Raw genomic sequence first — 24,763 nt, forward strand, 5'->3', positions numbered from 1 at the left:
AATTTCCATGGCTATCTCAGCATCGCGATATAATCGCCAGCTTACTCGTGGAAACTCCGTCCGCAACCCGAAAGCAAGCCAGCACCCCCGCCACATCCATCGAGGCCTCGCCTGACGATTTGCGGCTGCTCATCTCCTGGCCCAATCCGCTCAGGGTCTTCTTCGAGAATCTCTTCCTGCTGCTCACTGGACGCGTTGTACCCGCAAATATCACCAGTTCTGCGCCCGACTACGACTTCTGGCAAGGCGTCGACCTCTCTTCTCCCGTCCCAGCTCGGGGCCTGTTCGACTCAGTTCTGGCCCACGCCACTCTGATCGGATTCTTGTACGCGGTTTCCATTTGGCCCCATGCCAAACCTCATCTTGCTTCGCCTCTCACGCGCGTATCGGTGAGCCGATACGAAATCAGCCAATACCTTCCCGAACTGCATGGAGCACCCTCGCCTCAACGTCAAGCGGTAGGCAAGCACGATCCGACCCCCGCGTTGCAGGAAATCATTTCCCTACCGGAAGCGCCCGACAATCTTCGCCAAACCGTCGTCGCTCCCCCAAAGGTCAAACTCGACCGCGACCTCAATCTGCCGAACATCGTCGCCTATGCACCCACCACGCCCGTTCAGCCACTTAGCGCCAGTCAGAGCGATGCCGCCCGTCTCCGTCTTCCCGCAATCATGCCCGAGGTAGTTCAGCCAACTGCCCAAACCAGTTCTCTCCGCTCCGCCTCAAAACTCCCCACCTTCCAACCTGTCGTAGTTCAACCCGCACCGGATGTCGCTACCTCCCGGGCTCGCCTCACACTACCAGCTTTTCGGCCGCAGGTCGTGGAGCCTTCTCCTGCCGTGGCCAATCTCAACCGCGCCGCTACAGCCAATCTTGCTCATCTTGTTCCGCACGTCGCCGAGCCTATTCCCGACGTACCTCAAGTCGCCGATACACAGCCCGCTTCCGGACAAATCATTGCGCTCAATCTCCACCCCGCTGAGGTCCACGGCCCCGTCGATCTTCCCTCCGGCAATCGCCGAGGCACGTTCGCCACATCACCCACTGGACGCCCCGAAGCCACCGGCACGCCTGGCACAGACGCCACCACGGGCGCCGGAGCAGAGCCCACAAAAACTGCCAACGCGCCTGCCGGAATTCATGTCTCCCCCGCGCCCTTGCCCGACTCGCCCATAGCCGCACCCAACGCCATCGCCTCCCAACCAGGAGGCACCGATCCCGATGCTCGCGCAAAACTTATGGCGGCCATGCATCCTCCTCTGGCCTCCATTCCACGCCAGCCAATAGCGCATGAAACCGCCGAACCTCGCAACGATGTTGAAAAGCGCGTTTTCGCCGGACGCCGCTCTTACTCTCTGCAAGTCAACATGCCAAACCTCAACAGCACCACCGGGAGTTGGATCATCCATTTCGCCGAGCGCGTTCCCGGAACTCCTGCTTCCCCAATCGCCGCCCCCGAAGTCATCCGCAAACCCGACCCCGCCTACCCAACCGACGCCATTCACGACGGCGTGCAAGGGACAGTGATTCTGACTGCTGTAATCCGCGCCGACGGCAGCGTCGGCGAAATCAGCATTGCCAAGAGCCTTGATCCTCGACTCGATCGCAATGCCGTGCAGGCGCTATCACATTGGCTCTTCCGTCCAGCCCTCAAGGACGGACACGCCATCGACCTTCAGGCGGTGATTACCGTTCCCTTCCGTGCGAATGCGATCAGGTTCTGATTTAGAGATTTTGTTGCGAAGATGAAGCGGTCCCGGGGCGCTGACTCTCAATTCTCGCGATCAACTCCGGATTGGAACAAACTTCGTAGTAGATGTGGTCGGCCCAGCGCACGAACTTGAAATCCCTGACCTCGACCTGCGCGGTTCTTCCTTCGCGCACAATGATCGGATGGAACAATCCCGCGCTCACCGGCACCAGTCCCCGGTAGAGATGCACTCGGTCCGAGCCCCATGGCATCGGCAACTCCATCTCAAATTCCTCAAGCGAGATCTCGTTCTGCATCTTCTCAAAAGCTGCTTTCGGCAAATGAATGCCGCCCACGTTGTAGTTCAGCAGGAAGTCCTCCAGCGCGCCCGCCGCTGCCTCTTCGTCGGCCGTCTGGAACACGAATACGTTGAACAGTGGATTCGTGTCCTGAATGTATCTGCGCGCACGCTTGTGACAGGCGCTCAGGCGATCGCTCAAATTCAGAGCCTCTGAGATCATCACCTGGTGGCTGCCATCCATCAGGTACATCGGCGGAGCGCTTTGATACGCGATGCCGGTTCCAATCTCCAACTTCGGCAGTCCGCTTTGAGCCGACGCTTTGTTATATGCCCGCACAATATCGAGCATCTCGCGAGCCAGCACGCACGTCCGCGCCACGCCGAGCCCGCGTTCGCCTTCTTTTTCCATCATCGCGAGAATGACGGCATCGCCCTCGATGAAAACCTTCTGCGCGCCATACTTCGGCAACAGTTTATTCACCGGCTCAAAGAAATTCAGGCTGAAGAATGACGCCGGATTCAATCCGCGCTCCACCAGCGAACGTGTCAGAAAGCTCGAGTCCCGCACGTCGGCCTTGATGACCACGTGGTCCTTAACCTTCTGCTCAACCGGCCGCTCCTCTTCCGGCAGCAGATACTCATACAGTGTCCCGTTGATCTCCGAGAGTTCTCTCAGCCTTGAGTTCTGCAGCAGGTTCACCGAATCCAGCGCGTGCTCTAGCACTTCCATCTTTTTCATGTCGCGATGGAAGCGCGACAGGTCAATCAGATATCGTGCCGCGTACCGCATTCGCTCGCTATTCCCTGCCGAACGAACTTTCTGCACCGCGGCCCGCAGCTTCCCATGCGAACGCCCCTCGTGCGTCTCCAGCACTTCCTCGACCCTGCGCAACTCGTCCTTCATGATCAGTGCGCATTTCAACTGCTGCGGCGAAATCACCGCCCCGTACTCATCAATGATCGGAACCGTTTCGTATGCGGCAATCACGTAGTCGATCAGTTCCGCGTCTTCAAGCGTCGCCACCCACCCAGCCGTCAACCCCCGCTGAGCCTTGCCCCTCGGCGACTCATCAGCGAGTCCGCTGAACATCAACGCCTTCGCGTTCTCAGGGTTATTCAGCAGCGACTCGGCCTCAACGTCGCCATCGGCGACCCCCAGGCTTTTCAGGAAGCCCTTTGCAATCTCCACCACTCGCGACACCTGATCGCGATCCCGGTCGTAGCTTCCAAACAGCGCATAGTGCGTCGCTCTGATGAATGGATCGTTGACCGCGTCGGTGAACATCAATCGGTTCGCGATCACCTCGTATCCCGGAGCATCGTCATCTCCGAAAAGCGAATGACGCGTGCTCGCCACCGTTTCGCGCTCCACTTCCGCCATCGTGGAAAGCACATCCTGGGACACCCGCCGCAACACCTGCCGCTTGTTCACCTGGAAGCGAAAGAATCGATCCCGCTGCACCATCTGGTGCAACTCAAGATGACGCTCCGCTCGCTTCTTCAGATTCTCCCGGCAGCGCTCCAACACATTCCCAAATTGCAGCAGCAATTCCGTTCGCAAGAACTTGATGATGGCGACACGGCACAGCATGTCCAACTCAATATCGTCCGCCTGCCGCGCACGACGGAGCGAAGCGAGCTGCAACGCGCTTAGTGCCTGCTTGAACTCCGCAGGGAAATCCACTCCTGTCGTCGGCAGCGCGTCGCCTTTGATATGCGCGCGGCCATACGGAGAGACTCCAAACGGATTCTCATCCTGCACCCGCGCCAGTTGCTGCACGTCTCCATGCTGCTCAATCAGGTTGAAAAGATGGTTCGAGGCGATCTCGGTAAACTTCGAGCTGAGAAAAACGTCCGAGCGCAGGTTATCCACGCCTGCCATCAGTCCCCGAAAGGTGAGTTCCGGAACATAGGGAGTCAGCGTGAACTGACCCGCTAGTTCAGATATTTTCACCCGTCCAAAGAATGGCAACGGCGACATGCAACCTTCTATTCGGAGATTTTGGGAGCTGACTGTGCGACTTTACCACACAGTCTTCGCCCGACGGGAGTTACACTTTCCCCGTTCCTTCGTAACCTTTCCTGCTGACTCTTCCTATCTGCAGTCAGTGTTGGCCGGAAGCTTTTCGCGCCTTCTCGAACTCATCTCCCGCCTTCCACTGAACCATGCTAGGCTGCTCGGCTGCCCTGTATCCCAGAGCAATTCCAAAGCGCGCCATCACCGCGTTTGAGCGATAGTCGTAGTCGTCTTTGAATTCGTCCGTAGGCTGATGATAGCTCTTTTCCATCGCATCACTGTTCGCCTTCACCCACGATTCCGGATGCCCCGCAAAATGATCGCCCGTCTCGATTGAAAACGCCGGCACGCCTACCTTCGCGAAGCTGAAGTGATCCGAGCGATAGTACCCGCCGTTTTCCGGATGCTCCGGCTGCAGGATCGTCATCTTGAAGTCGGCTGCCGTCTTCTGGAAAACTCCTGCGAAGTCCGTGCGCTGATAGCCCTCAGCCTCCACTTCCTTCGGAATCCCCAGCGGCTTGATCGAGTCATAATTCAAATTCAGCGTGATGTCCGAAAGCGGGAGCGGCGGATGCTTCCCCAGATACTCCGATCCCCACAACCCCTGCTCCTCTGCCGTCACTGCCGCAAAATACATTGAGCGCTTCGGCTTCACCTGAGCGGCCGCCACCGCACGCGCCATCTCAATAACCATCGCCGTACCGCTCGCGTTATCCAGCGCGCCGTTGTAAATATTGTCTCCCGGCTGGTTCGGACGAATTCCCAGGTGGTCATAATGCCCGGTGTAGATCACCGCCTGCTTTTTCAGTTCGGCATCGGAACCGGTCACTTTGCCAATCACGTTTTTCGAGTCAAATTTCCGAACGCTCGTCACCACATGCGCATTCACTTTCAACGGCAACGGCATCGCGCGGAAACCCTTTTGCTGGGCGGCGGTCATGATCGCATCCAGATCCTGTCCCGCGTCTGCCAACATCGTGCGCGCCACCGCAAGCTGCACCCACGAAGCCATCGCCAGCTTCGGCTCGCTATCATCCGCCAATCCCGAGCGTTCTCCCGACCACGAGCTTCGCACCACATCCCACCCGTAGCTCGCCATCTCCTTCTTGTGGATCAGGATCACGCCGGCGGCTCCCATCCGCGCCGCCTGTTCGTACTTGTACGTCCACCGCCCGTAATACGTCAGAGCCTTGCCACCAAAATACTTCGGATCATCCGAGGGCGGCTCATTCACCAGCATCAGCAGGATCTTGCCCCTTACGTCGGCTCCGGCATAGTCGTCCCAGCCAAACTCCGGCGCCGTGATTCCATAACCGACAAAAACCACATCCGCATTCACATCGGCTGTCTCGTGCTGATCCAGGTTGAACACCACCACATCATCCAGCAGTTTCAGGTTCATCACCTGCTTCGGAGTCTTCACCGCCACCGTTGTTCCCGGCATCGTGGTCAGCCCAACCATGGGCACCTTCTGGAAATACGTTCCGTTATCCCCCGCCGGCTCAACTCCTGCTTCCTTGAACTGCTTCGCTATATACTCGGCTGCCAGCTCGCCGCCCTTCGTTCCCGTGCCGCGTCCTTCCAGCGCATCGCTCGCCAGGTACTTCACATCCGCGCGAATGCGCTCTGCCTGCACATTGTGCAAGGCCGCCATCATTCCGCTCGACGGCTGCCCAGCGCTCTTTGCGTGTGTTGAACGGCTGTGTTTCCCCGTCCGCGCCAGCCCAGCGCACACCAACGACATACAGACAAAGCAAACAAGCATTACTCTGCGCATATTTCGGATACCAGTCCTCAGAATTCCAACTGTGTTTTCGCTGATTATTGTACGCTGCAGCAGCGCCGCCACAGCATGGCTCAATGCTTCGGCACCTTGCGTAGAATCTTCCTGGTCAGCCCCGTCAACGGCAACTCAAATACTTCGGCGCGCTCCACCCAACGACCTTGCACTTTGCCGCCTGCTCGCAGAGCCTTCGGCCCAAGCCGCACAACACGCACTTCGTAATCTGTGTCAGTGATCGAATGCCTCACCCGCCCCACTGTTTCTACCCCGTCATCCTGCCCCGCCCACTCCGGAAGCTCCCACATCCCCGCCATTTTCTTCTCATGCGCCGCTCGCTGCACTAGGTAAACACGTTCGCCGCGCTCTATCAGGGCACGCGTCAGTTGCACGCGTTTTCTTGGAGCCTGCGCCTTGCTGGTCTCCATCCCCGGAGCCACGCACCACACGCGTACCGGACACACCAGGCATTGCGGGTTCTGCGGCGTGCACACAGTGGCGCCCAGCTCCATCATCGCCTGATTCCAATCCCCCGGATGCTGCACGTCCAGCAGTTCCTGTGCCCGCTGCCAAGCCATCGCATCGGCTCGCGGCTCGCCATCCATCCGGCTCAACACGCGCTCCACATTCCCATCCACCACCGCCACCGGCTCACCGAACGCAATACTTGCGATCGCTGCTGCCGTGTACCGCCCCACACCGGCCAGCTTCCTGAGTCCTTCAGAATTCTCCGGGACCTGCCCTCCGAGTTCTTCCACAACCTGCCGTGCCGCACGATGCAGCATCCGTGCCCGGCGGTAGTACCCCAACCCGCTCCAGCGGGTCAGAACGTTTGCCTCCGTCGCCTCCGCCAGCGTCCGGACGTTGGGAAAAGCGTCCATGAATGTTCGATAGTGTTCCAGCACCGCAGCGACGCGCGTCTGCTGCAGCATGATTTCCGACACCCAAACCCGATATGCGTCCGTATTCTTCCGCCAAGGCAACTCGCGCTTATGTTGTGCATACCAATGAAGGAGCGCGACGCGCAGCTCTGCCGTGGAGGTATTTCGCTTGGGCTCAGGTTTTGCTCTTTTCGCCATCCGTGAGCAGATTGTACCAAGCACCCACGTCCTCAACTCTCAACCCCAACTTTGCTGTAAGCGAGGCTTTGTGTTCTGATGCTTGCTATGAAAAGAAATTCAACCGTGGTTCTCCTACTCTCAGCTGGCATGATGTTTGCCACCAATGCGATAGCTCAGCAAACGCCCGCCCCCAGCGCGCCCGCAAATGCGCCTGCAGGCGCCTCCGCCAGCACCATGTCCGACAAAGACAAGGCTAGCTACGCCGTCGGAATCAGCATCGGACGCACCTTGCAGCGCGATGGCATTCAAGTGGACCCGGCCATGGTGACCCGCGGCATGCAGGACACCCTCAGCGGAGGCAAGGTCCTCCTTACCGATGACGAAGCCCGCACAGCACTCACCAAAATGCAGCAGGATGCCCGCACCAAGCAGGAGGCCGAAATGAAAACCGCCGGTGAATCGAATAAGAAGGAAGGCGAGGCATTTCTCGCCGCCAATAAAACCAAGCCGGGTGTAAAGACCCTTCCCGATGGCCTGCAGTACAAGGTAGAAAAAGAAGGCACAGGCCCCAAGCCCACCGCCTCCGACACCGTCGAGTGCAACTATCGCGGCACCCTGATCAACGGCAAGGAATTCGACAGCTCTTACAAGCGCGGCCAGCCCGCTACCTTCCCCGTCGGCGGAGTCATCAAGGGATGGACCGAGATCCTCCAGATGATGCCGGTCGGCTCCAAGTACCAGGTCTTCATTCCCTCCGACCTTGCCTACGGCGAGCGCGGTGCAGGCCCCGACATCGCTCCCAACGCCACCCTCATCTTCGAAATCGAATTGCTCAGCATCAAAGGCAAATAACCCGTGCTTTTCGCACGTAATGCAAAGAGCCCGCCGACTGGCGGGCTCTTCACATTCACCTCGAAACCTTGAAACCTTACCTACTTCCCGATCTCCACAAACTCAAACCGATCCAGCTGCTTTTCAAACGGAATCGAGAACTGCTTCTCGATCTTCTCGCGGTAGGTCGGTCCCGAGTTGTACGTGCAGAACGGATACAGCTTGCCGTCCGGCGCCGCATAGTGAATCACGCAGCGCTTCACGCGTTCCACGTCGTAGTTGTAGTTGTCCTGGAAGTGCATGCCGGCCACCAGCAGCGTGCGGTAGGTGAACGTGCCGTCCATACCGTCGCGGCCCAGCTTCTTGTTCGTCATGCCCTGGATCGTGTTGAGGAACTTCTCAAACGTCAATCCCGGAGGTGCAAGCTCAGCCTTGAAGTGCTTCTTCAGATCCATCCAGCCCTTCGCACCGTTGTAGTACTTCGCGAGGCCGGTAAACTTCTTGCGCGACAGCTCTTCGATGTCCTGCAGCATCGCCGGAATATCGACAAACTGCGTAACCGGAACTGCCTTCTTCGAACGCTCATCGACGAACATGTAGGTTCCCAGCGAGCAGTGCGGGTGGCTCGAAATCGTCGGCACGCCACGCTGTTCCACCGCTGAGATCAGCTTGCTGAAGGGTGTGACGGCCGTCAGCGGGAACCAGTCGTTGTACTTGTCGAACATCCCCGTCTGATCGCTCAGAGCATGTGCCAGGTCTGTCAGGGTAAAGCGCTTCGCCTCAAGTTCCTTCTTCGAGATGCGGCCCGTAAACGCCACCGGCTGGAAGCTGATGCCGCTGACCGTGTCCACATTCTCAATCGCCAGTCGCAGAATGTCGCCCAACTGGTGATCGTTCAATCCCTTCACAATCGTCGGAACGAACACGATCTTCATTCCAACCTTGCGGCAGTTTTCAATGCACTGCAGCTTCTTGTCCAGCAGCGCCTCGCCGCGCGTCTTCATATAGACGTCGTCGCTCACGCCGTCAAACTGCAGATACAGCGTCGCCAATCCGGCGTCCTTGCACTTCTGCGCAAACTCCACGCTGCTGCCGATCATGATTCCATTGGTCGCGGCCTGCAGATGGGTGAAGCCCATCTCCTTGGCCATCGCCAGGATCTCGATAAACTTCGGGTGAATCGTCGGTTCGCCGCCCGAGAACTGCACCACGCGGCCATCCACCGGACGCTCATTGCGCAGCGCCATCAACATCGTGCGCACCTGCTCCATATCCGGCTCATACAGGTAGCCAGCGGCGTTCGCGTTGGCGAAGCACACCGGGCAGGTCAGGTTGCAGCGGTTCGTCAAATCGACGTTCGCCAGCGCGCTGTGCGATGTATGCAGTGAGCACAGTCCGCAGTCATCGGGACACACAGCCTCGGCGCCCTTGTCCACCGCCGGATTGCTCAATCCCGCGTTATCGCCGAACTCCCACTCTTCCATCTTCAGATAGAGAGCGACATCCGAGTACACACAATCCTTGAAGTCGCCGTGCGTCGGACAGGTCTTCTCCATCATGACCTTGCCGTTCTCTTCGAAGATGCGTGCCGGGATACGCTGTACAGGCTCGCAGTCCGGGCAGAGCGAGGTCGTCGTCTTGGGTAACCCCTTCTGCAACTTCTGAATGGGACCACCAGTCAGCGTCTTTTCAGGTTGCAAAATCTTCAGGTCCGGCCGTTTCGCCGATGCAAATGGGGTGCTCAAAGGCTTGTCTCCGCTCTACTTGAATTAGTGGGTAGTAGATATACTCCCGCGTGTAACCAGTGTGCCTTTTGGCACGAACGGGACACAGTGGCACCGGTCACTTGCTTGAGTGAGGTCACTTTTCAGCGAATCGCAATTCTGCGCATCCAATGGCGATTTCAGGAACCAAACGAACACCTCCGGGGTCATACCCTACAAGCAGCATTTAGTTTGAGAATTTAGGATGCGCTCAATTCCTGCAATTTTCCTTTGAGCGCTCGTTCTCTGGACATACGATTAATCCGTTCCAAGGAGACCGCATGAGACGTCCGTTAGCTATCCTGTCCCTGGCTTTACTCGCACTGCTCACTTCCGCCATCGCTCAACCCGCGGCAAAGCCGTCCAAGCCCATCGCCAGAACCACCCCATCTCATGCCGAGAATTCCGATGCCGCCGAACTCCCCATCCACCGCGTCGTCCTTTATAAGAACGGTGTCGGATACTTCGAACACCAGGGCCGCGTCTCAGGCAATCAGGAATTGAACATCCGCTTCACCACTGCCCAGCTCAACGACGTCCTCAAGTCCCTTACCGTCGTCGATCTCAGCGGCGGACACGTCGGCGGCGTCCGTTACAACTCCATCGCCCCCCTCAGCCAGCGCCTCAGCAACCTGCGCCTCCCGCTCGATGGCGACACCGACCGAGATGGATTCCTCAAAGCCCTTCGCGGCGCTCGCGTCGAGGTCCACGCCTCTGCCTCCTCCGCCACCGGACGCCTTCTCTCCATCGAAGAGGTCACGCGCACCGACAAAGAAGGCAACGAGATCAAGATTTCGCAGCTCTCGCTCATCTCCGACTCCGGCGAGCTCCGCACCTTCGACCTGACGCCCGCCACCTCCGTCCGCATCCTCGAAGGCGACATGAACCGCGAAATCGGACGCTACATGTCCCTGCTCGCCAGCGCCCGCGATAAAGATGTCCGCCGCATGACCATCTCCACCACCGGCGACGGCCCCCGCGATGTTGTCGTCAGCTATATCAGCGAAGTCCCCGTCTGGAAATCGACCTACCGCATCGTCCTCCCGCAGAATGCAAACGGCAAGCCCCTGCTGCAAGGCTGGGCCGTGGTCGATAACACCGTCGGCGAAGATTGGCGCAACGTCCAACTCTCCCTCGTCGCCGGAGCGCCTCAATCCTTCGTCCAGCAAATCTCTCAGCCCTACTATGTCCGCCGTCCCACCGTCGAACTCCCCAAAACGGCCCAACTCACCCCGCAAACCCATGAAGGTTCGTTGGAACCTCAACAATCGGAAGCCTTGAACGCACCAGCCGCCGTCCCCAAAATAGTGACGCCTGACAGAAAGGACAAATCAAGTGGCTCGGCAGGTGGTGTGGTTGGTGGTGTTCTAGGCAAGCTTGGTGCAAGTCATTACGACCGCCTCGAGCGAAACGCGATTTTGGCAGCTACTACGGACACCGAAGCCTATGCGCAGTCCGTCGATTCCACCGCTTCCGGCGAAGCCCTCGGCGACATGTTCGAGTACGCCATCAAGCAGAACGTGACAGTCCTTCAGAACCAGTCTGCCCTCGTTCCCATCGTCCAAGCCCGTGTCGATGCCGAAAAGGTCACTCTCTGGAACGCCAACGACCACACTCCAGTTCGCGCCCTCTGGCTCACCAACTCCAGCGGCCTCACGCTCGATGCCGGCAGCTTCAACATCGTCGAGGGCGGAGCCTTCGCCGGAGAGGGCCTTCTCACCGAGGTCCACCCCAACGAGCGCCGCCTTCTCTCCTACGCTGCCGACACCGCCATTCGCATCAAGTCCGAAGGCGCATCCGAGCAGCGTCCCTACACCCGGCTCCGCGCCACCCGCGGCATCCTCTACCTCACCCGCGAACTCCGCGAAACCCGCACCTACACCGTCTCCAACTCCGACACCACCGAACGCAACGTCGTTATCGAGCACCCAGCCCGCTCCGGCTGGCACTTCCTCTCCACCGACCTCAAGCCCGCGGAGTCCTCAAGCTCGTATCACCGCTTCCGCGTCAAAGTAGCCCCCTCCACCAGCGAAAAGCTCATTGTCGCCGAATACTACCCGCAGCAAACCACGTACGCCCTGACCAACCTCGACGACAACACCATCGCCTTTATCCTGAAATCCGGAAACGTCCAGCCCGAAATCGAGGCCTCCCTGCGCAAGCTTCTCGCCAAGAAGGACGAAATCGCCGCCGTCCAGCGCCAGCTCGAAGACCGCCGCAACCAGGTCGAGCGCATCAACCGCGAGCAGGCCCGTATCCGCGAGAACATGAAGTCCCTCAAGGGCAGCGCCGAGGAAAAAGCTCTCCTCCAGCGCTACGTCACCGGCCTTAACCAGCAGGAAGACCAGCTCGCGAAATTAAACTCTGAAATTTCTGCAAAAGAAGTGGAACTTAATGCCCGCCAGAACGAATACGAACATATGGCTGAGTCGATGACTTTCGACCAAGCCTCATAGTTCCTCCTCCTAAATGACGTTGTCCGCCGACGCACGGCGGACTTTTTTTGCCCCAAATCTCGGTGTTATTCGTTTGGTTTGGCATCATTCCGAACGCAGCAAGGAATCCCAGCCGCCCTCTCACCCCTCCGCCTCCGCCCAAGGTCACCCACCACCAACCGCCCCTTACAGCCTGCTCGCAAAACCTTGCACCGCCCCGATAACCGCCCTGCTCTCCAGCAGCATTACATCGTTATGCCCTGCCCTCTCCAGCCACACGCGCTGCTTCGGCTCATTGGCCAAGTCGAAAACCCTCTCCCCATGCCAGAATGCGATCACCTCATCATGCCTTCCATGAATAATCAGCACCGGACAGCGCACCTTCCGAATCTCTCTTGCATTATCGAACTTATCCCAGGGCACGATCTTCACCTTCGTCAGCACCCGAAATGCCGAAGTAAATGGCGCCTGCGCCACCAATCCCGCCACCGGACGATGCTCCGCAAGATGAATTGCCGCTGCCGCACCCAACGAATGTCCATAAGCAATCACCCGATCCGGAGCCACCCCCAGCGTTCCGGTTAAATACTCGTACGCCGCCTCGAATAAACAGCCGCTTCCGAAGGCGCACCCTCGCTCTGCCCATACCCGTTGTAGTCGTACGCCAAGACCGCGAATCCCGCTTCCCTGAACTTTTCCAGTATCGGCATATCGTCGCCGATATCTTCTCCATTGCCATGGCTGTATAGCAGCGTGTATCGCGCCTCGCGATTCTCCAGATACACCACCGCAATCTTCCCCGCCGCGCAAGGAATCATCATGGCCTTCGTCGCTGGCACCCGCTCAAGCCCAGCCATCGTGTACCCCGCGACATGCGGCTGGAAAATGACGTGATCCGAATAAATCGCCAGAATGATAATCAGCGCATAAACCACCACAGCGCACGTCAGCAGAATCCGCACACCCGCCATCATCACTCTCATCCAGCCCTCCCTGACAAGGGAGAAGTATAGATCGCACCCAAAACAAAACCGCCGGAGTCATTCTCCGGCGGCGCTGTTTTCTACTTGAGCTCTTACTAATCGCCCATTACTTCTTCTGTCTTCTCTTCCTTCTTCGCAGCAGGCTTGCCCAACGCATCCAGCGAAACGAACCCGCCTACCTCTTGCGGCTTCTCGCCCAACACATGCTGCTTGTACAGAGCCATCATCTTCGCGTTCTCGGCGTCCTGCTTCAGTTTGGCATCGCGCGCCCGCAGCTTCTCTTCCCTCGCGGTCTTCGCCACGCCCAGCTTGTCCAGAGTCGTATTGCGACCGGCGTGCACGTGTTCTTCGTTCAGTGCCAGCGAGTGCTCCGTGCTCTCCAATCCCACCTTCTTGCCGCCCGCGAAAATCTCATGCCGCCCATGCTCCTCGTACCACTTCGTCAGCGTAGCCGTCATGTGCATCTTTTCGATAATGTTTCTCCAGCCCACGCCCGTGTTGTACGCGCAGAAGCTGATCTCGCCTTCCTGCGTCGCATACGGAATAATGCACTGCTCCGTGCGCCGGAAGTCGTAGTTGAACAAGTCCTGGAACCACATTCCCGCGATGAACAGGAAGTTCCAGCGATCCGCCCTGCGCTTCTTTACGTCATCCAGCGTGCGGTCCGGACTCGACTTGCCGTACTTCGATTCCGCCTTCTTCGTCGCCGCAAAAGTCTTGTCAAACTTCTTCAGCAGGTCGGTGAACTTGAAGTGCGTCGGCGACTGGAACGGATCATAGTTCCGCGCCAATGCCAGCGCCATTCCCACATTCGACCAGAACGGGCTGCGTCCACCATCGCTCACCTTGGCTACATCTCTCGCCACCTGGTCCGCGTGGATGAACTTCGTTACCGGCACAGCTTCCTTCGTTTCCTTGTCGATCATCAGCGCCATGCCCACACCGCAGTTTGGATGGCATCCGCAATTCAGCGATCCCCAATCCTTTGCGCCGCCATGGACGACGTCTGCCCAATCGCTGAACGTGCCCATGAACGAAATCGGGAACCAGTCCCTCGCCGGCTCACCCAACCCCGTCTGGTCTTTCACGTCATGCGCCAGATGACTCAACGTGTAGCGCTGCGCGACGCGCCGCTCATCCGTAATCGCCTCATCGCGCCCCGTGAACGACACCGGCTGGAACGACAGGAACGAGATCCGCTTCGGGTTATCCAGCGCAAACTGAATAATGCGGCCCACTTGCTCGTTGTTCACACCGTTGACAATCGTCGTCACCGGAACGATTTCCACGCCCGCGTTGTGCAGGTTTTCAATCGCCCTCAGCTTCACATCAAACAGATTGCCCACCGCTCGGTGCGAGTTCGCCGCGTTGCCGATTCCATCAAACTGCAAGTACGCGTAGCGCAATCCCGCTTCTGCCGCTTTCTTCGCAAACTCCGGAGACTTCGCAAACTCAATGCCGTTCGTTGCCGCCTGCACCGAGTTGTAGCCCACCTTGCGCGCATAGGCCACCGCGTCCAGGAAGTACGGAGACAGCGTCGGTTCACCGCCCGAGAACTGCACGCTCATCTGCCGCTTCGGCTTGATCGTGATCGCGTCGTCCAGCAACTGCTTGATCTCTTCCCACGAGAGCTCGTGCACAAAGCCCACCTGGTTTGCGTCCATGAAGCATGGATCGCACATCATGTTGCAGCGGTTCGTCAGGTCAATCGTCAGCACCGACCCGCGTCCGTACTTCACCGTGGATGTGCCGTGATTGTGCAGCTTATCGTCGTTATGCGCGCGCATGTCGCGCCCCGGAAACGACTCTTCCAGGTGACGGAAGAAATCCACATCGACGGCCATCACGTCTTCGAAGTGACCATGCTTCGGGCAGTCCTTCACCATCAGTATCCTGCCGTCGCGCTCGATGATCTGCGCCTTGATCTCGCCCACCTTCTCGTTCAGCAGAATCTCGTATGGCATCTTGCCATCCACAATCTGCTGCCGGATCTCCGGCACGCACTTCGGACAAAGCGAGTCCGTCGTTCTCGGCCATCCCAGCGGAGGCTTGGTCTTCTGATAGGACTTCAGCAGCGGCTTGTCCGCCCACCGAGGCGTAATCGAAGGTTTGGGGTTGATGCTGTTCCACTTGTCAAAAATCACCCACGCAACTTTCGCCACATACGTGAACGCCTTCTCGACATACTTGATCGGCTTATGCATGAACCGCTGTCTCCTCTGCTCTCTGTGTAAGTACCTGGAACAGATCTGCCCTGCAAATGCAGTGCTACAGATCGACAGCATCATGCTAGGGTGTTCTCCCTGATATCCCAATCCGTATCCCACGAACTGCTGCATTCTGCGGCTGACCTGCGAAATATCACATCAAGCGGTGACCTGCGTCACATGTTAAACCACTGAAAGCAGGGACCTTCGTTGACACCCCCACACGGAAGTGCACCATGGAACCGCCAGCCCCAATATCGCGTATCATCTCTTGAAGCTTGCTGGAGCAGAAAACCTAGACCCTTCCGGCAAGCAAGGGAGAAGCCATGTACTGCTCAAACTGCGGCAAGAATATCGGTGACGGCGCAGCTTTCTGTCAGTTCTGCGGGACCCGAGTAGCCCCGCTGCCGCCGGTGTCGCATCCTGTCGTTCAGCGCCGTTTTGCCCGCTACAGCTCTGACAAGAAAATCGCCGGAGTCTGTGCCGGAGTCGCGCGCTATTTTGACCTGGATCCCTCGGTCGTTCGCGCCGTGTGGCTTCTTTGCGTTTTGCTTGGCGGCACCGGCCTCCTCGCCTACATCGTCCTCTGGATCGTCATGCCGCTCGATCCCGAATATCCGCCAATGCTTCCCGCATAAATTTAAGCTGTAGAGCAACGTTGCCCATTGGTGGCCCAGAGTTGGCGATTATGCGCAAGTTCGGCCCAGATTGGGCGGCTACGCGCAAGTTCGGTGGCCCAGAGTTGGCGATTTTCCAACTCTGGGATTTACACGACAAGTCACACCACACCCTGCCCACATACGCCTTTTCTGGATTTGTGGTCAGCACCCAGCCCACATCTAAACCTTCCCAATCACCACCAAACCCTCGGTGCCCCATCTCTGCCCGCTTTTGGCAGAGGCGGGATAGCAAACAGCCCAAATCTAGCCTCTTCCAGTCTCAACCCAACCACCCGCCCACATGTGCCCTCTCCTGGCATATGCGGGATAGCACCCAGTCCACATTTAGCCCCGCAGTTAATCATCGGTATTCCACTTTATTGACCACCCCCGATCAACACTGCAGAATCAAACTGCCGTGGATACCGTCGTGCCGAAAAATCAGATTCATTCCCGCGCCCATCGCTTGCGCCTCGCGATGCTCTACATCGCGCTGCTCACTCTCGCGCTGCTCGCCATCGGATGCGGCGGCAAGAAACACTCTGCGCGCAACGTGCCACCTCCGCCTCCAACCTCGACCGAGAGATCGACCGGCAAGCACTCCAAATCAGACGACAAGCTCGCACGCGATTCCGACTCCCTGCGCTCCGTTCCCGGCATCCACGTCGATCCTCACGCCAAGGTCATCTGGACCGAAGTAGGTTACGCAAGCTGGTACGGCCCCAACTATCACAACAAGAAAGCGGCCAACGGCGAAATCTATAACCAGAACGAGCTGACCGCCGCGCACAACACTCTGCCGCTCAACTCCATCGTGCGCGTCGTCAACCTCAAGACAAACGATGCCACCGTCGTGCGCATCACCGACCGCGGACCCTTCGTTGCCGACCGCATCATCGATCTATCTGCTGCCGCAGCCAAGGCCGTGGACGTTTACCTGCCCGGCACCGCACGCGTGCGCCTCGATGTCCTCGAAGCCCCGCGCCCCATTGAAAAAGGTGGCCGCTGGTGTGTTCAGATCGGCGCCTTCCAAACTCAGTCCGCCGCTATCCATCTCAAGCAGCACCTCATGCGCCGCTACCCCGACGCCCAGGTACTCCAGTTCAAAGGCCCCACCGGATACTGGGTCCGCATCCGCGTCCCGCAGGACGACAAAGAGAAAACCCGCGAAGTCTACGCCCACACCAAAATCGACGAGGGCGGCATCTTCATGGTCCGCCTCGACTGATTTCATTTCATCAACCTGAGCGAAGCGAAGCACCTTGCCTTTGCTCTTGCTTTTGGTTTTGATGTTGCCTTTCCGGTGTCATCCCGAGCGCAGCGAGAGACCCCTACCCCACCTCCGCCCTTCCGCCGAAGCAGCTCTCTTCAACGCAAAAAAATCCCACCGGCCTACTCAGCCGGTGGGTCACCGTTTCCCCTGAGAACGTGTCCGTTTCAGGAGGCTCTGTATCCTTAGACACGCCTCGTGAGAAAAAGTTGTCCCCGAGACAAATTATGTTTCTCAGCAAGACACGATAACGTTTACGCCTCCCGAACTACTTCGCCTCAGCGAACTCCCCTTCCCACCGCGCCACCACCACTGTCGCCAGACAGTTCCCGAGTACGTTAACCGCCGTCCTCCCCATATCCATCAACTGGTCGATCCCCAGCAGAATGAACACCGGCTCCGTCGGCAGCCCAAACGAGCTCACCGTGCCTAGCAGAATCACCAGTGATGCTCGCGATACTCCAGCAACTCCCTTGCTCGTCAGCATCAGCGTCAACATCAGCAGCAGCTGCTGCCCCAGCCCGAGATGCACTCCCGCAGCCTGAGCCACAAACATCGATGCCAGCGCCAGATACAGCGTGCTCCCATCCAGATTGAAGCTGTACCCCGTCGGCATCACGAAAGCGACCACCTGACGCGGCACGCCCAACCGTTCCATCTGCTCCATCGCTATCGGCAGTGCTGCCTCGCTGTTCGCCGTAGCGAATGCCAGCGTCACCGGCTCTGTCACCGCCTTCACAAACCTGCGCAGCGGCACGCCCGCAAACAACGCCACCGGCAGCAGAATTCCCAACACAAAAACCGCGAGCGCCCCATACAGCGTTCCCAGCAGCTTTGCCAGATTCCCCAACACTCCCAATCCCGTCGAAGCCACCGTGTACGCCAGCGCCGCTCCCGCCCCAATCGGAGCAAACAGCATCACGATGTTGGTGAACTTGAACATCGTCTCCGTCAGCGACTCCACCACCGCCAGCAAAGGTCTGCGCCGCTCTTCCCTCACCATCGCCAGCGCAATTCCGAACATCACAGCAAACACCACCACCTGCAGCACCTGACCCTCGGCCACGCTCTTGGCAATGTTCTCCGGAAACACATGCAGAAGCGTATCCACCAGCGTCAGCTTCTGCGTTGGCAGCGCCTCACCCGCCGCGCCCGTAAGATGAATCCCCACTCCCGCCTGCGACAAATGAATCGCCGACAGCCCAATCACCAGCGCAAACGTCGTGATGACCTCGAAATACACAATGGCCTTCACGCCCATGCGCCCCACGCGCTTCAAATCCGCATGCCCGGCAATCCCGCTCACCAGCGTCGCAAACAGCAGCGGAGCAATGATCGTCTTGATCAGCCGCAGAAATATCAGACTCAGCACGCGCAGATTCAGCGCCACTGCCGGAGCGTCATACCCAATCTCCGCGCCCGCCACCATGCACACAAATATCCAGTTCGTCAGCGAGCGCCGCATCCCCGCATAAACAAACAGCGCTGCAATTGCTGCCCACCGCAGCCAAATCCACGCCGCCCCCGCCCCCGCCACCCAACACCCGACCTGATGAATCATCCGCCGCTTAAATCACCGCCGATTCAGGGTGCCCCATTCAAGCCCTCTTTTGGCTTGAGTGGGGTAGTTGCCTTTGCTCTTCAACTTCGCGAAACCTTGAAACCTCGCCTTCCCTACCTCAGCAAATCCTCTAACTCCACACCCGCATCCGTCTTCTCATCCCGATATTTCACAATCACCGGCGTATATACGCTCAATCCCCAATCCTTTGCCTTGCCCTTGCTGATCGCCCTTGCTCCGGCCACCACTACCGCACCTTCCGGCACCACCAGAGGCTCCGTCTCCGTCGCTCGATAAATCTCTCCGCGCACCGTATCAAACAGCGGCGTCGAACGCGTCAGTATCACTCCCGACCCCAGCACCGCTCGCTGCCTCACCTGCGTGCCTTCATAAATGCCGCAGTTGCCGCCCACCAGCACATCGTCTTCAATGATCACCGGCGTAGCGTTCACCGGCTCCAGCACTCCGCCCACCTGCGAAGCTGCGCTCAAATGCACGCGCTTTCCAATCTGCGCGCATGAGCCCACCAGCGCATGCGAATCCACCATCGTCCCCTCATCCACATACGCGCCCACGTTGATGTACATAGGAGGCATGCAGATCACGCCCTTCGCCACATACGCTCCCTCGCGCACCGTCGAACCACCGGGCACAATCCTCACGCCATCCGCACATCCAAAATGCCGTACCGGATAAGTATGTCGATCGACAAATGTAAATACATCGCCCGCATGAGTCTCCTCAGCCGCGCCCAGCCGGAAGCCCAGCAGAATGCCTTCTTTCACCCAGACGTTCGCTTCCCAGCGCCCATCGCGCTTCTCCGCTGCCCTCAACTCTCCCAGCGACAGCGCCTCGCGGAACTGCTTGAATACCTCCAGCGCTCCGCATTCCCTCTTCGCATCCATCCCCAGCGCAAACAGCCGCTCTATCTCGAAACGTAAGTTGTTCATAGTGGATGAAGTATAACTGCAAGGTTTCAAAGTTTCACAGGTTTCCATGTTTCAAAGATGACCGGGTGCCCCACTCGACCGGGTGGCCCACTCAACGTTCTGTTCGTTGAGTGGGGTAGTTGCTTGACCTTGATCTTGCCTTGACTTTGATCTTTTGCTCTTCAACCTCGCGAAACCTTCCCTCACCTTCCCAACCTCCTTCCCTTCCCTTACAATCCCCCTGTGGGGATCTCAGAAGACTTTCTTTCCTGGGCGCATCCCGTCGTGCGCGAATGGTTCATCTCGCGTTTCGGCACGCCCACTGAGCCGCAGACAGCCGGTTGGCCGCACATCCTCGCTCATCGTGACACTCTGATTTCGGCTCCCACCGGAAGCGGCAAAACTCTCGCCGCCTTCCTCGCCTGCATCGACTCGCTCGTCCGCCAGTCGCTCGACGGCGCCCTCGGCCAGAGCACGCAAGTTCTCTACATCTCTCCGCTCAAGGCCCTCGGCAACGACGTCCAGAAGAACCTCGATCAGCCCCTTTTCGAAATCCAGCAACTCGCCGCCCAGCGCGGATACCTCATGCCCGGCATCCGCACCATGGTGCGCACCGGAGACACGCCTCCCCGCGAGCGTGCCCGCATGCTCAAAACCGCGCCGCACATCCTCGTCACCACCCCCGAGTCGCTCTACATCCTGCTCACCGCCGCCCGCAGCCGCGAACTCCTGCGCGACATCCGCACCGTCATCGTTGACGAAATCCACGCCCTCGCCAACAACAAGCGCGGAGCCCACCTCGCCCTCTCGCTCGAACGTCTCGACGTCATCACGCACCAACGCCCCAACCGCATCGGCCTCTCCGCCACCCAGCACCCACTCTCCCTCGTCGCCGAATTCCTCAGCGGTAACGCTGTCGATCTTGCTCTTAGGTGTCATCCTGAGCGCAGCGAAGGACCCCTACACCCAGCAACTCCCTCCCCCGAAACATCGACAAACATCAATCCACCCTCCGAACCGGGTGGCCCACATCCGCCTTCTTTTGGCCAATGTGGGGTAAGCACGCCGCCCAGCGAACGTGGGTTAAGCACACACCCCGCATCTCACGCCTCGGACGAATGTCGGGAACCACTCTATTCATCGACACATATCGATCCACCTCACCACACCCCCACCGTCGTCCACATCCCCTCCACTCGCCCTCTCGACCTCGCCATCGAGCTCCCTTCCACCGAGCTCGGACCCATCGCCTCCAATGAAATGTGGGACGAAATCTACGCCCGCCTTGAGCAGCTCGCGCTCGAACACCGCTCCACCCTCGTCTTCGTCAACACACGACGCCTCGTCGAACGCATCTCCCACCGCCTTGCCGAGCGCATGGGAGAGGACAAAGTCGCCGCCCACCACGGATCGCTCTCGCGCCACCTGCGCCTCGAGGCCGAACGCCGCCTGAAGCAGGGCGAATGCCGCATCCTCATCGCCACCGCTTCGCTTGAACTCGGCATCGACATCGGCAACGTCGATCTCGTCTGCCAAATCGGCTCTCCCCGCGCCATCGCCATCGCCCTCCAGCGCATCGGCCGCGCTGGCCATTGGAGAGGAGCCACGCCAAAGGGCCGCTTTTTCGCCACCACCCGCGACGAACTCGTTGAGTGCGCCGCCATCATCCGCGCCATCCGCCAGGGCGACCTCGACCGCCTCATCATCCCCGAAGCTCCGCTCGACATCCTCGCCCAGCAGATCGTTGCCTGCTGCGCCGCCGACGAGTGGGACGAAGGCGCGCTCTTCTCACTCGTGCGCCGCGCCTGCAACTACCGCGACCTCACTCGCGAGGCTTTCGACAAAGTTCTCGTCATGCTCAGTGAAGGCATCAGCGCCAAGCGCGGACGCTACGGAGCCTACCTTTATCGCGACCAGGTCAACCACCGCCTGCGCGCCCGCCGTGGCGCGCGCCTTGCCGCCATCACCTCCGGCGGAGCGATCCCCGAGACCGCGCTCTACAACGTCGTCGCCCTTCCCGAGGAAACCATTATCGGCACCCTCGACGAAGACTTCGCCATCGAGTCCCACGCCGGCGACATCATGCTGCTCGGCAACACAAGCTGGCGCGTCCACCGCGTCGAGTCCAACTCAGGACGCGTCCTCGTCGAAGACGCCCACGGCCAGCCTCCCACCATCCCCTTCTGGCGCGGCGAAGCCCCCGGCCGCACCATCGAACTCTCTGCCCACGTCGGCCACCTCCGCGAATCCCTCGATAGTGAAAGGGCTTTGGACTGTCATCCTGAGCGCAGCGAAGGCCCCCTACCCCCAGAAACCGCCTCCGATACATCGACACATATCGATCCAGCACGCGTCCCCCACGCCGAACGCGAGGCCAGCTCCGAACCGGGTGGCCCACATCCGCCCTCTCTTGGCGAATGTGGGACGAGCACCCCCCTCGCCTTCCTCGACCCCGAATCTCTCCGCCAGCTCACCGCCTACATTCGCGAGGGCCGCACTGTCCTCGGCGCCATCCCTTCGCAGAGCACCATCATCGCCGAGCGCTTCTTCGACGAAGGCGGAGGCATGCAGCTCGTAATCCATGCGCCCTTCGGAGCCCGCATCAACAAAGCCTGGGGACTCGCTCTCCGCAAGCGCTTCTGCCGCAGCTTCAATTTCGAACTCCAAGCCTCGGCCACCGACGATGGCATCAACATCGCTCTCGCCGAGCAGCACAGCTTCCCGCTCGCCGATGTCTTTCATTTCCTCCAGCCCGAAACCGTAGAGGAAGTCCTCCAGCAAGCCGTCCTCACCGGCTCGCCCATTTTCGCCACCCGCTTCCGTTGGGACGCCAATCGCTCCCTCGCCCTTCTCCGCTTTCAGAACGGACGCAAGGTTCCGCCGCAAATCCAGCGCCTGCGCGGTGATGACCTCCTCGCCGCCGTCTTCCCCGACGTTGCCGCCTGCTTCGAAAACATCGAAGGCGAAATCCAGGTCCCCGACCACCCTCTCGTCGAAGAAGTCATGAAAGACGTCATGCACGAGGCCATGGATATCGACGGACTCCGCCAAGTCCTCGAAGGCATCCGCGATGGCAGCATCCGCACCGTCGCCATTGATACGCCCGTGCCCTCGCAGTTTGCGCACGAAATCCTCAACGCCAACCCTTATGCTTTTCTCGACGATGCTCCGCTCGAGGAACGCCGCGCCCGCGCCGTGCAGCTTCGCCGCACCCTTCCCGCCTCTGTCCTCGAAGAAGCCGGCAAGCTCGACCCTGCTGCCATCGCCCAGGTCATCGAAGAATCGCGCCCCGACCCGCGCGATGCCGACGACCTCCACGACCTCCTCCAAACCCTCATCCTCGTCCCCGCCGATGCACTCAGTTCCTCACAAGAACAAAGCAGTGTTTTTAGCCGTCAGCCTGAGCGCAGCGAAGGACCCCTACGCCTAGCAACCACCTCCCCCGAAACATCGACAAATATCGATCTCCCCCCCGCGGTGCTCCACCCTTCCGGCAACGCCGGAGAATGGGCTAGCTCCTCCGAATCGGGTGGCCCACATCCGCCCTCTTTTGGCGAATGTGGGGTAAGCACCCCGCTCGCATCTCCGCCCTCTAACCTCTCCCTCTGGATGGACTCTCTCATCTCAACCCGCCGGGCCGTCCGCGCCTTCATCGGCCCCCGCGAGTTCTGGGTCGCCTCCGAAAAATCGAAGCACCTTACATCGATATATACCGATCTATCCTTCTCCCCCGAACCTCCGGAACTCGCTCTCGAAGTCCCCTCTCCGGACACGATTCTCGACCGCGCATTGCTCGGCTGGATGCAGCACACCGGACCATTGACCAGCGAGGAATTATCAGCGCTGTTCAGTGTTGATCCTCAGGTCAATGCTTCCGCTCCCAACTCCCCCAGTGCACCCGACGCACCCCCCTCCCCCGATATCCGTAACCATTCCGCCACCTCCTCCGGAGTTTCGCTCGCCTCCATCGAATCCGCTCTCCTCCGCCTCGAATCGACCGGAGCCATCCTCCGCGGACACTTCCGCAGCACCTCCGGGCCACTCGAGTGGTGCGACCGCCGCCTCCTCGCCCGCATCCACCGCCTCACCGTCGCCACTCTCCGCAAGCAGATTGAGCCAGTAACGGCGGCCCAATTCATGCATTGGCTCCTGCGCTGGCAACACGTAGCCCCCGGCACCGCCCTTCGCGGCGACCAAGGATTGCTCGAAGCGCTGCGCCAACTGCAAGGTTTCGAAATCCCCGCGTCTGCCTGGGAGCGTCACATCCTCGGTCGCCGCGTTGCCGACTACGACGGCGGCATGCTCGACCAGCTCTGCCTCATGGGCACTGCCGGCTGGGGACGTTTATCTCCGCATCCTGCCACGCTCGAAGACGCAGGACTCGCAAACCGTCGCGTCGTTCCTACCTCTGTTGCGCCCATCACTTTCTTCCTTCGCGAGGACTGCGCCTGGATGCAGCCCCGCGCCCACGATGTCGAGCAGGAACGCTGTTTAAGCGGCTCCGCGCAACGTGTGCTCGACAGTTTGCGTCGTCGCGGAGCTTCGTTCTTCGCCGATCTCCAGCGCCTCACCGGACTAGAGCGCACCGAGCTCGAGCGCGGTCTATGGGAACTCGTTGCCGCCGGATTCGTCACCGCCGACGGCTTCGATAATCTGCGATCGCTGATTTCCAAAACTCAACCTTCGTCGATCACCTCGCGCAGCAAACGCTCCCGCCACACCGCAGGACGTTGGTCCCTGCTTGGCGACACTCACAACGACGGCTTGGGATCGAGTGATGCAGATGCACTTTCATCCAGTAAACATGAGGATTCCAGCGCTACCGCCCCCGAGCGCATCGAGGCCACCTGCTGGATGCTCATGCGTCGCTACGGTGTCGTGTTCCGCGAAGTTCTCACACGCGAAGCGAATCTTCCGAAGTGGCGCGAACTCCAGGTTGCGTTCCGCCGCCTCGAAGCGCGCGGCGAAATTCGTGGTGGACGTTTTGTCTCCGGTTTCGTCGGCGAACAATTCGCTCTGCCCATCGCCGTCGAGAGCCTTCGCGAAACCCGCAAATTACCTGCCTCAAACGATATCGTCACCATCTCCGCCGCTGACCCCTTGAATCTCGTCGGCATCATCGTTCCCGGCGAACGAGTCCCTGCCATCGGTCCGCGCACCGTCAGCTATCGCAACGGCGTTCATATATCTGGCGTCGAGCCCGCAAACGCGACGCTTTCGCACACACCTTCTACCAACGATCTACCCGAGCGCGAGGCTGCGGTGTAAGCTGTCCA

15 protein-coding genes are annotated in these 24,763 nt (G+C 59.5%); 6 read left to right on the forward strand and 9 right to left on the reverse strand.

Annotated elements, in window-relative coordinates; all coding sequences use genetic code 11:
• Positions 1-47 precede the first annotated feature (47 nt).
• On the forward strand, positions 48-1,724 hold the full coding sequence (locus AC6IY8_RS09880; RefSeq protein ID WP_497774269.1) for an energy transducer TonB: 1,677 nt from the start codon (positions 48-50) through the stop codon (positions 1,722-1,724).
• Between the two features lies 1 nt (position 1,725).
• Here the strand turns inward: AC6IY8_RS09880 and AC6IY8_RS09885 are convergent, their stop codons facing one another.
• The 3 genes from AC6IY8_RS09885 to AC6IY8_RS09895 all read right to left on the reverse strand — a co-directional run bounded on the left by AC6IY8_RS09885 (position 1,726) and on the right by AC6IY8_RS09895 (position 6,867).
• Positions 1,726-3,972: a hypothetical protein gene (locus tag AC6IY8_RS09885; protein ID WP_497774270.1), complete on the reverse strand. Its 2,247-nt coding sequence runs from the start codon at positions 3,970-3,972 to the stop codon at positions 1,726-1,728.
• Positions 3,973-4,096: 124 nt separating this feature from the next.
• The gene (locus AC6IY8_RS09890; protein WP_497774271.1) at positions 4,097-5,665 is read right to left on the reverse strand and encodes a M28 family peptidase; all 1,569 of its coding nucleotides are present in this window, start codon (positions 5,663-5,665) and stop codon (positions 4,097-4,099) included.
• A gap of 200 nt (positions 5,666-5,865) precedes the next feature.
• Positions 5,866-6,867 carry an A/G-specific adenine glycosylase gene (locus tag AC6IY8_RS09895; RefSeq protein WP_497774272.1) on the reverse strand — a complete coding sequence of 334 codons (1,002 nt, stop codon included), beginning with the start codon at positions 6,865-6,867 and terminating at the stop codon, positions 5,866-5,868.
• Positions 6,868-6,954: 87 nt separating this feature from the next.
• Between AC6IY8_RS09895 and bamJ the strand changes: the two genes are divergently transcribed.
• Positions 6,955-7,701, forward strand: coding sequence for a BamJ family beta-barrel-assembly machinery protein (gene bamJ, locus AC6IY8_RS09900; protein WP_497774273.1), 747 nt, complete (start codon positions 6,955-6,957; stop codon positions 7,699-7,701).
• Between the two features lie 80 nt (positions 7,702-7,781).
• Here bamJ and tes read toward each other — a convergent pair whose 3' ends face one another.
• Positions 7,782-9,425, reverse strand: coding sequence for a tetraether lipid synthase Tes (gene tes, locus AC6IY8_RS09905; protein WP_497774274.1), 1,644 nt, complete (start codon positions 9,423-9,425; stop codon positions 7,782-7,784).
• 299 nt (positions 9,426-9,724) lie between these two features.
• On the opposite strand from tes, the gene AC6IY8_RS09910 reads away from it, so the two are divergent.
• Positions 9,725-11,899, forward strand: coding sequence for a hypothetical protein (locus AC6IY8_RS09910; RefSeq protein ID WP_497774275.1), 2,175 nt, complete (start codon positions 9,725-9,727; stop codon positions 11,897-11,899).
• Between the two features lie 165 nt (positions 11,900-12,064).
• Here the strand turns inward: AC6IY8_RS09910 and AC6IY8_RS09915 are convergent, their stop codons facing one another.
• From AC6IY8_RS09915 to AC6IY8_RS09925, 3 genes are all read right to left on the reverse strand, one after another.
• Positions 12,065-12,445: an alpha/beta hydrolase gene (locus AC6IY8_RS09915; RefSeq protein WP_497774278.1), complete on the reverse strand. Its 381-nt coding sequence runs from the start codon at positions 12,443-12,445 to the stop codon at positions 12,065-12,067.
• Between the two features lie 14 nt (positions 12,446-12,459).
• Positions 12,460-12,861, reverse strand: coding sequence for a serine aminopeptidase domain-containing protein (locus tag AC6IY8_RS09920; protein ID WP_497774279.1), 402 nt, complete (start codon positions 12,859-12,861; stop codon positions 12,460-12,462).
• A 95-nt stretch (positions 12,862-12,956) separates the two neighbouring features.
• Positions 12,957-15,065: a radical SAM protein gene (locus tag AC6IY8_RS09925; RefSeq protein ID WP_497774280.1), complete on the reverse strand. Its 2,109-nt coding sequence runs from the start codon at positions 15,063-15,065 to the stop codon at positions 12,957-12,959.
• Between the two features lie 329 nt (positions 15,066-15,394).
• Here AC6IY8_RS09925 and AC6IY8_RS09930 point away from each other — a divergent pair, with 329 nt between their 5' ends.
• A complete protein-coding gene (locus AC6IY8_RS09930) occupies positions 15,395-15,706 on the forward strand; it encodes a PspC domain-containing protein (protein ID WP_497774281.1) in 312 nt (103 codons plus the stop codon).
• 451 nt (positions 15,707-16,157) lie between these two features.
• Complete coding sequence (locus tag AC6IY8_RS09935; RefSeq protein WP_497774282.1) at positions 16,158-16,955, forward strand: septal ring lytic transglycosylase RlpA family protein; 798 nt, start codon at positions 16,158-16,160, stop codon at positions 16,953-16,955.
• A 310-nt stretch (positions 16,956-17,265) separates the two neighbouring features.
• On the opposite strand, the gene AC6IY8_RS09940 is transcribed toward AC6IY8_RS09935, so the two are convergent.
• Together AC6IY8_RS09940 and AC6IY8_RS09945 are read right to left on the reverse strand one after the other, a co-directional pair.
• Positions 17,266-18,558, reverse strand: a complete 1,293-nt coding sequence (locus AC6IY8_RS09940) for a dicarboxylate/amino acid:cation symporter (protein ID WP_497774283.1) — start codon at positions 18,556-18,558, stop codon at positions 17,266-17,268.
• 113 nt (positions 18,559-18,671) lie between these two features.
• Positions 18,672-19,508: a 2,3,4,5-tetrahydropyridine-2,6-dicarboxylate N-succinyltransferase gene (locus tag AC6IY8_RS09945; protein ID WP_497774285.1), complete on the reverse strand. Its 837-nt coding sequence runs from the start codon at positions 19,506-19,508 to the stop codon at positions 18,672-18,674.
• A gap of 222 nt (positions 19,509-19,730) precedes the next feature.
• Between AC6IY8_RS09945 and AC6IY8_RS09950 the strand changes: the two genes are divergently transcribed.
• Complete coding sequence (locus AC6IY8_RS09950) at positions 19,731-24,755, forward strand: DEAD/DEAH box helicase (protein WP_497774286.1); 5,025 nt, start codon at positions 19,731-19,733, stop codon at positions 24,753-24,755.
• Positions 24,756-24,763 lie beyond the last annotated feature (8 nt).

The organism is Koromonas soli (genome assembly GCF_059726265.1).

What these genes read in the sequence shown, in the direction of transcription:
- bamJ (WP_497774273.1), top strand. Translation starts at nt 6,955, where the DNA reads ATGAAAAGAAATTCAACCGTGGTTCTCCTACTCTCAGCTGGCATGATG.
- AC6IY8_RS09890 (WP_497774271.1), bottom strand. Translation starts at nt 5,665, where the DNA reads ATGATGGCGGCCTTGCACAATGTGCAGGCAGAGCGCATTCGCGCGGAT.
- AC6IY8_RS09885 (WP_497774270.1), bottom strand. Translation starts at nt 3,972, where the DNA reads ATGTCGCCGTTGCCATTCTTTGGACGGGTGAAAATATCTGAACTAGCG.
- AC6IY8_RS09910 (WP_497774275.1), top strand. Translation starts at nt 9,725, where the DNA reads ATGAGACGTCCGTTAGCTATCCTGTCCCTGGCTTTACTCGCACTGCTC.
- AC6IY8_RS09945 (WP_497774285.1), bottom strand. Translation starts at nt 19,508, where the DNA reads ATGAACAACTTACGTTTCGAGATAGAGCGGCTGTTTGCGCTGGGGATG.
- AC6IY8_RS09930 (WP_497774281.1), top strand. Translation starts at nt 15,395, where the DNA reads ATGTACTGCTCAAACTGCGGCAAGAATATCGGTGACGGCGCAGCTTTC.
- AC6IY8_RS09895 (WP_497774272.1), bottom strand. Translation starts at nt 6,867, where the DNA reads ATGGCGAAAAGAGCAAAACCTGAGCCCAAGCGAAATACCTCCACGGCA.
- AC6IY8_RS09940 (WP_497774283.1), bottom strand. Translation starts at nt 18,558, where the DNA reads ATGATTCATCAGGTCGGGTGTTGGGTGGCGGGGGCGGGGGCGGCGTGG.
- AC6IY8_RS09925 (WP_497774280.1), bottom strand. Translation starts at nt 15,065, where the DNA reads ATGCATAAGCCGATCAAGTATGTCGAGAAGGCGTTCACGTATGTGGCG.
- AC6IY8_RS09920 (WP_497774279.1), bottom strand. Translation starts at nt 12,861, where the DNA reads ATGAGAGTGATGATGGCGGGTGTGCGGATTCTGCTGACGTGCGCTGTG.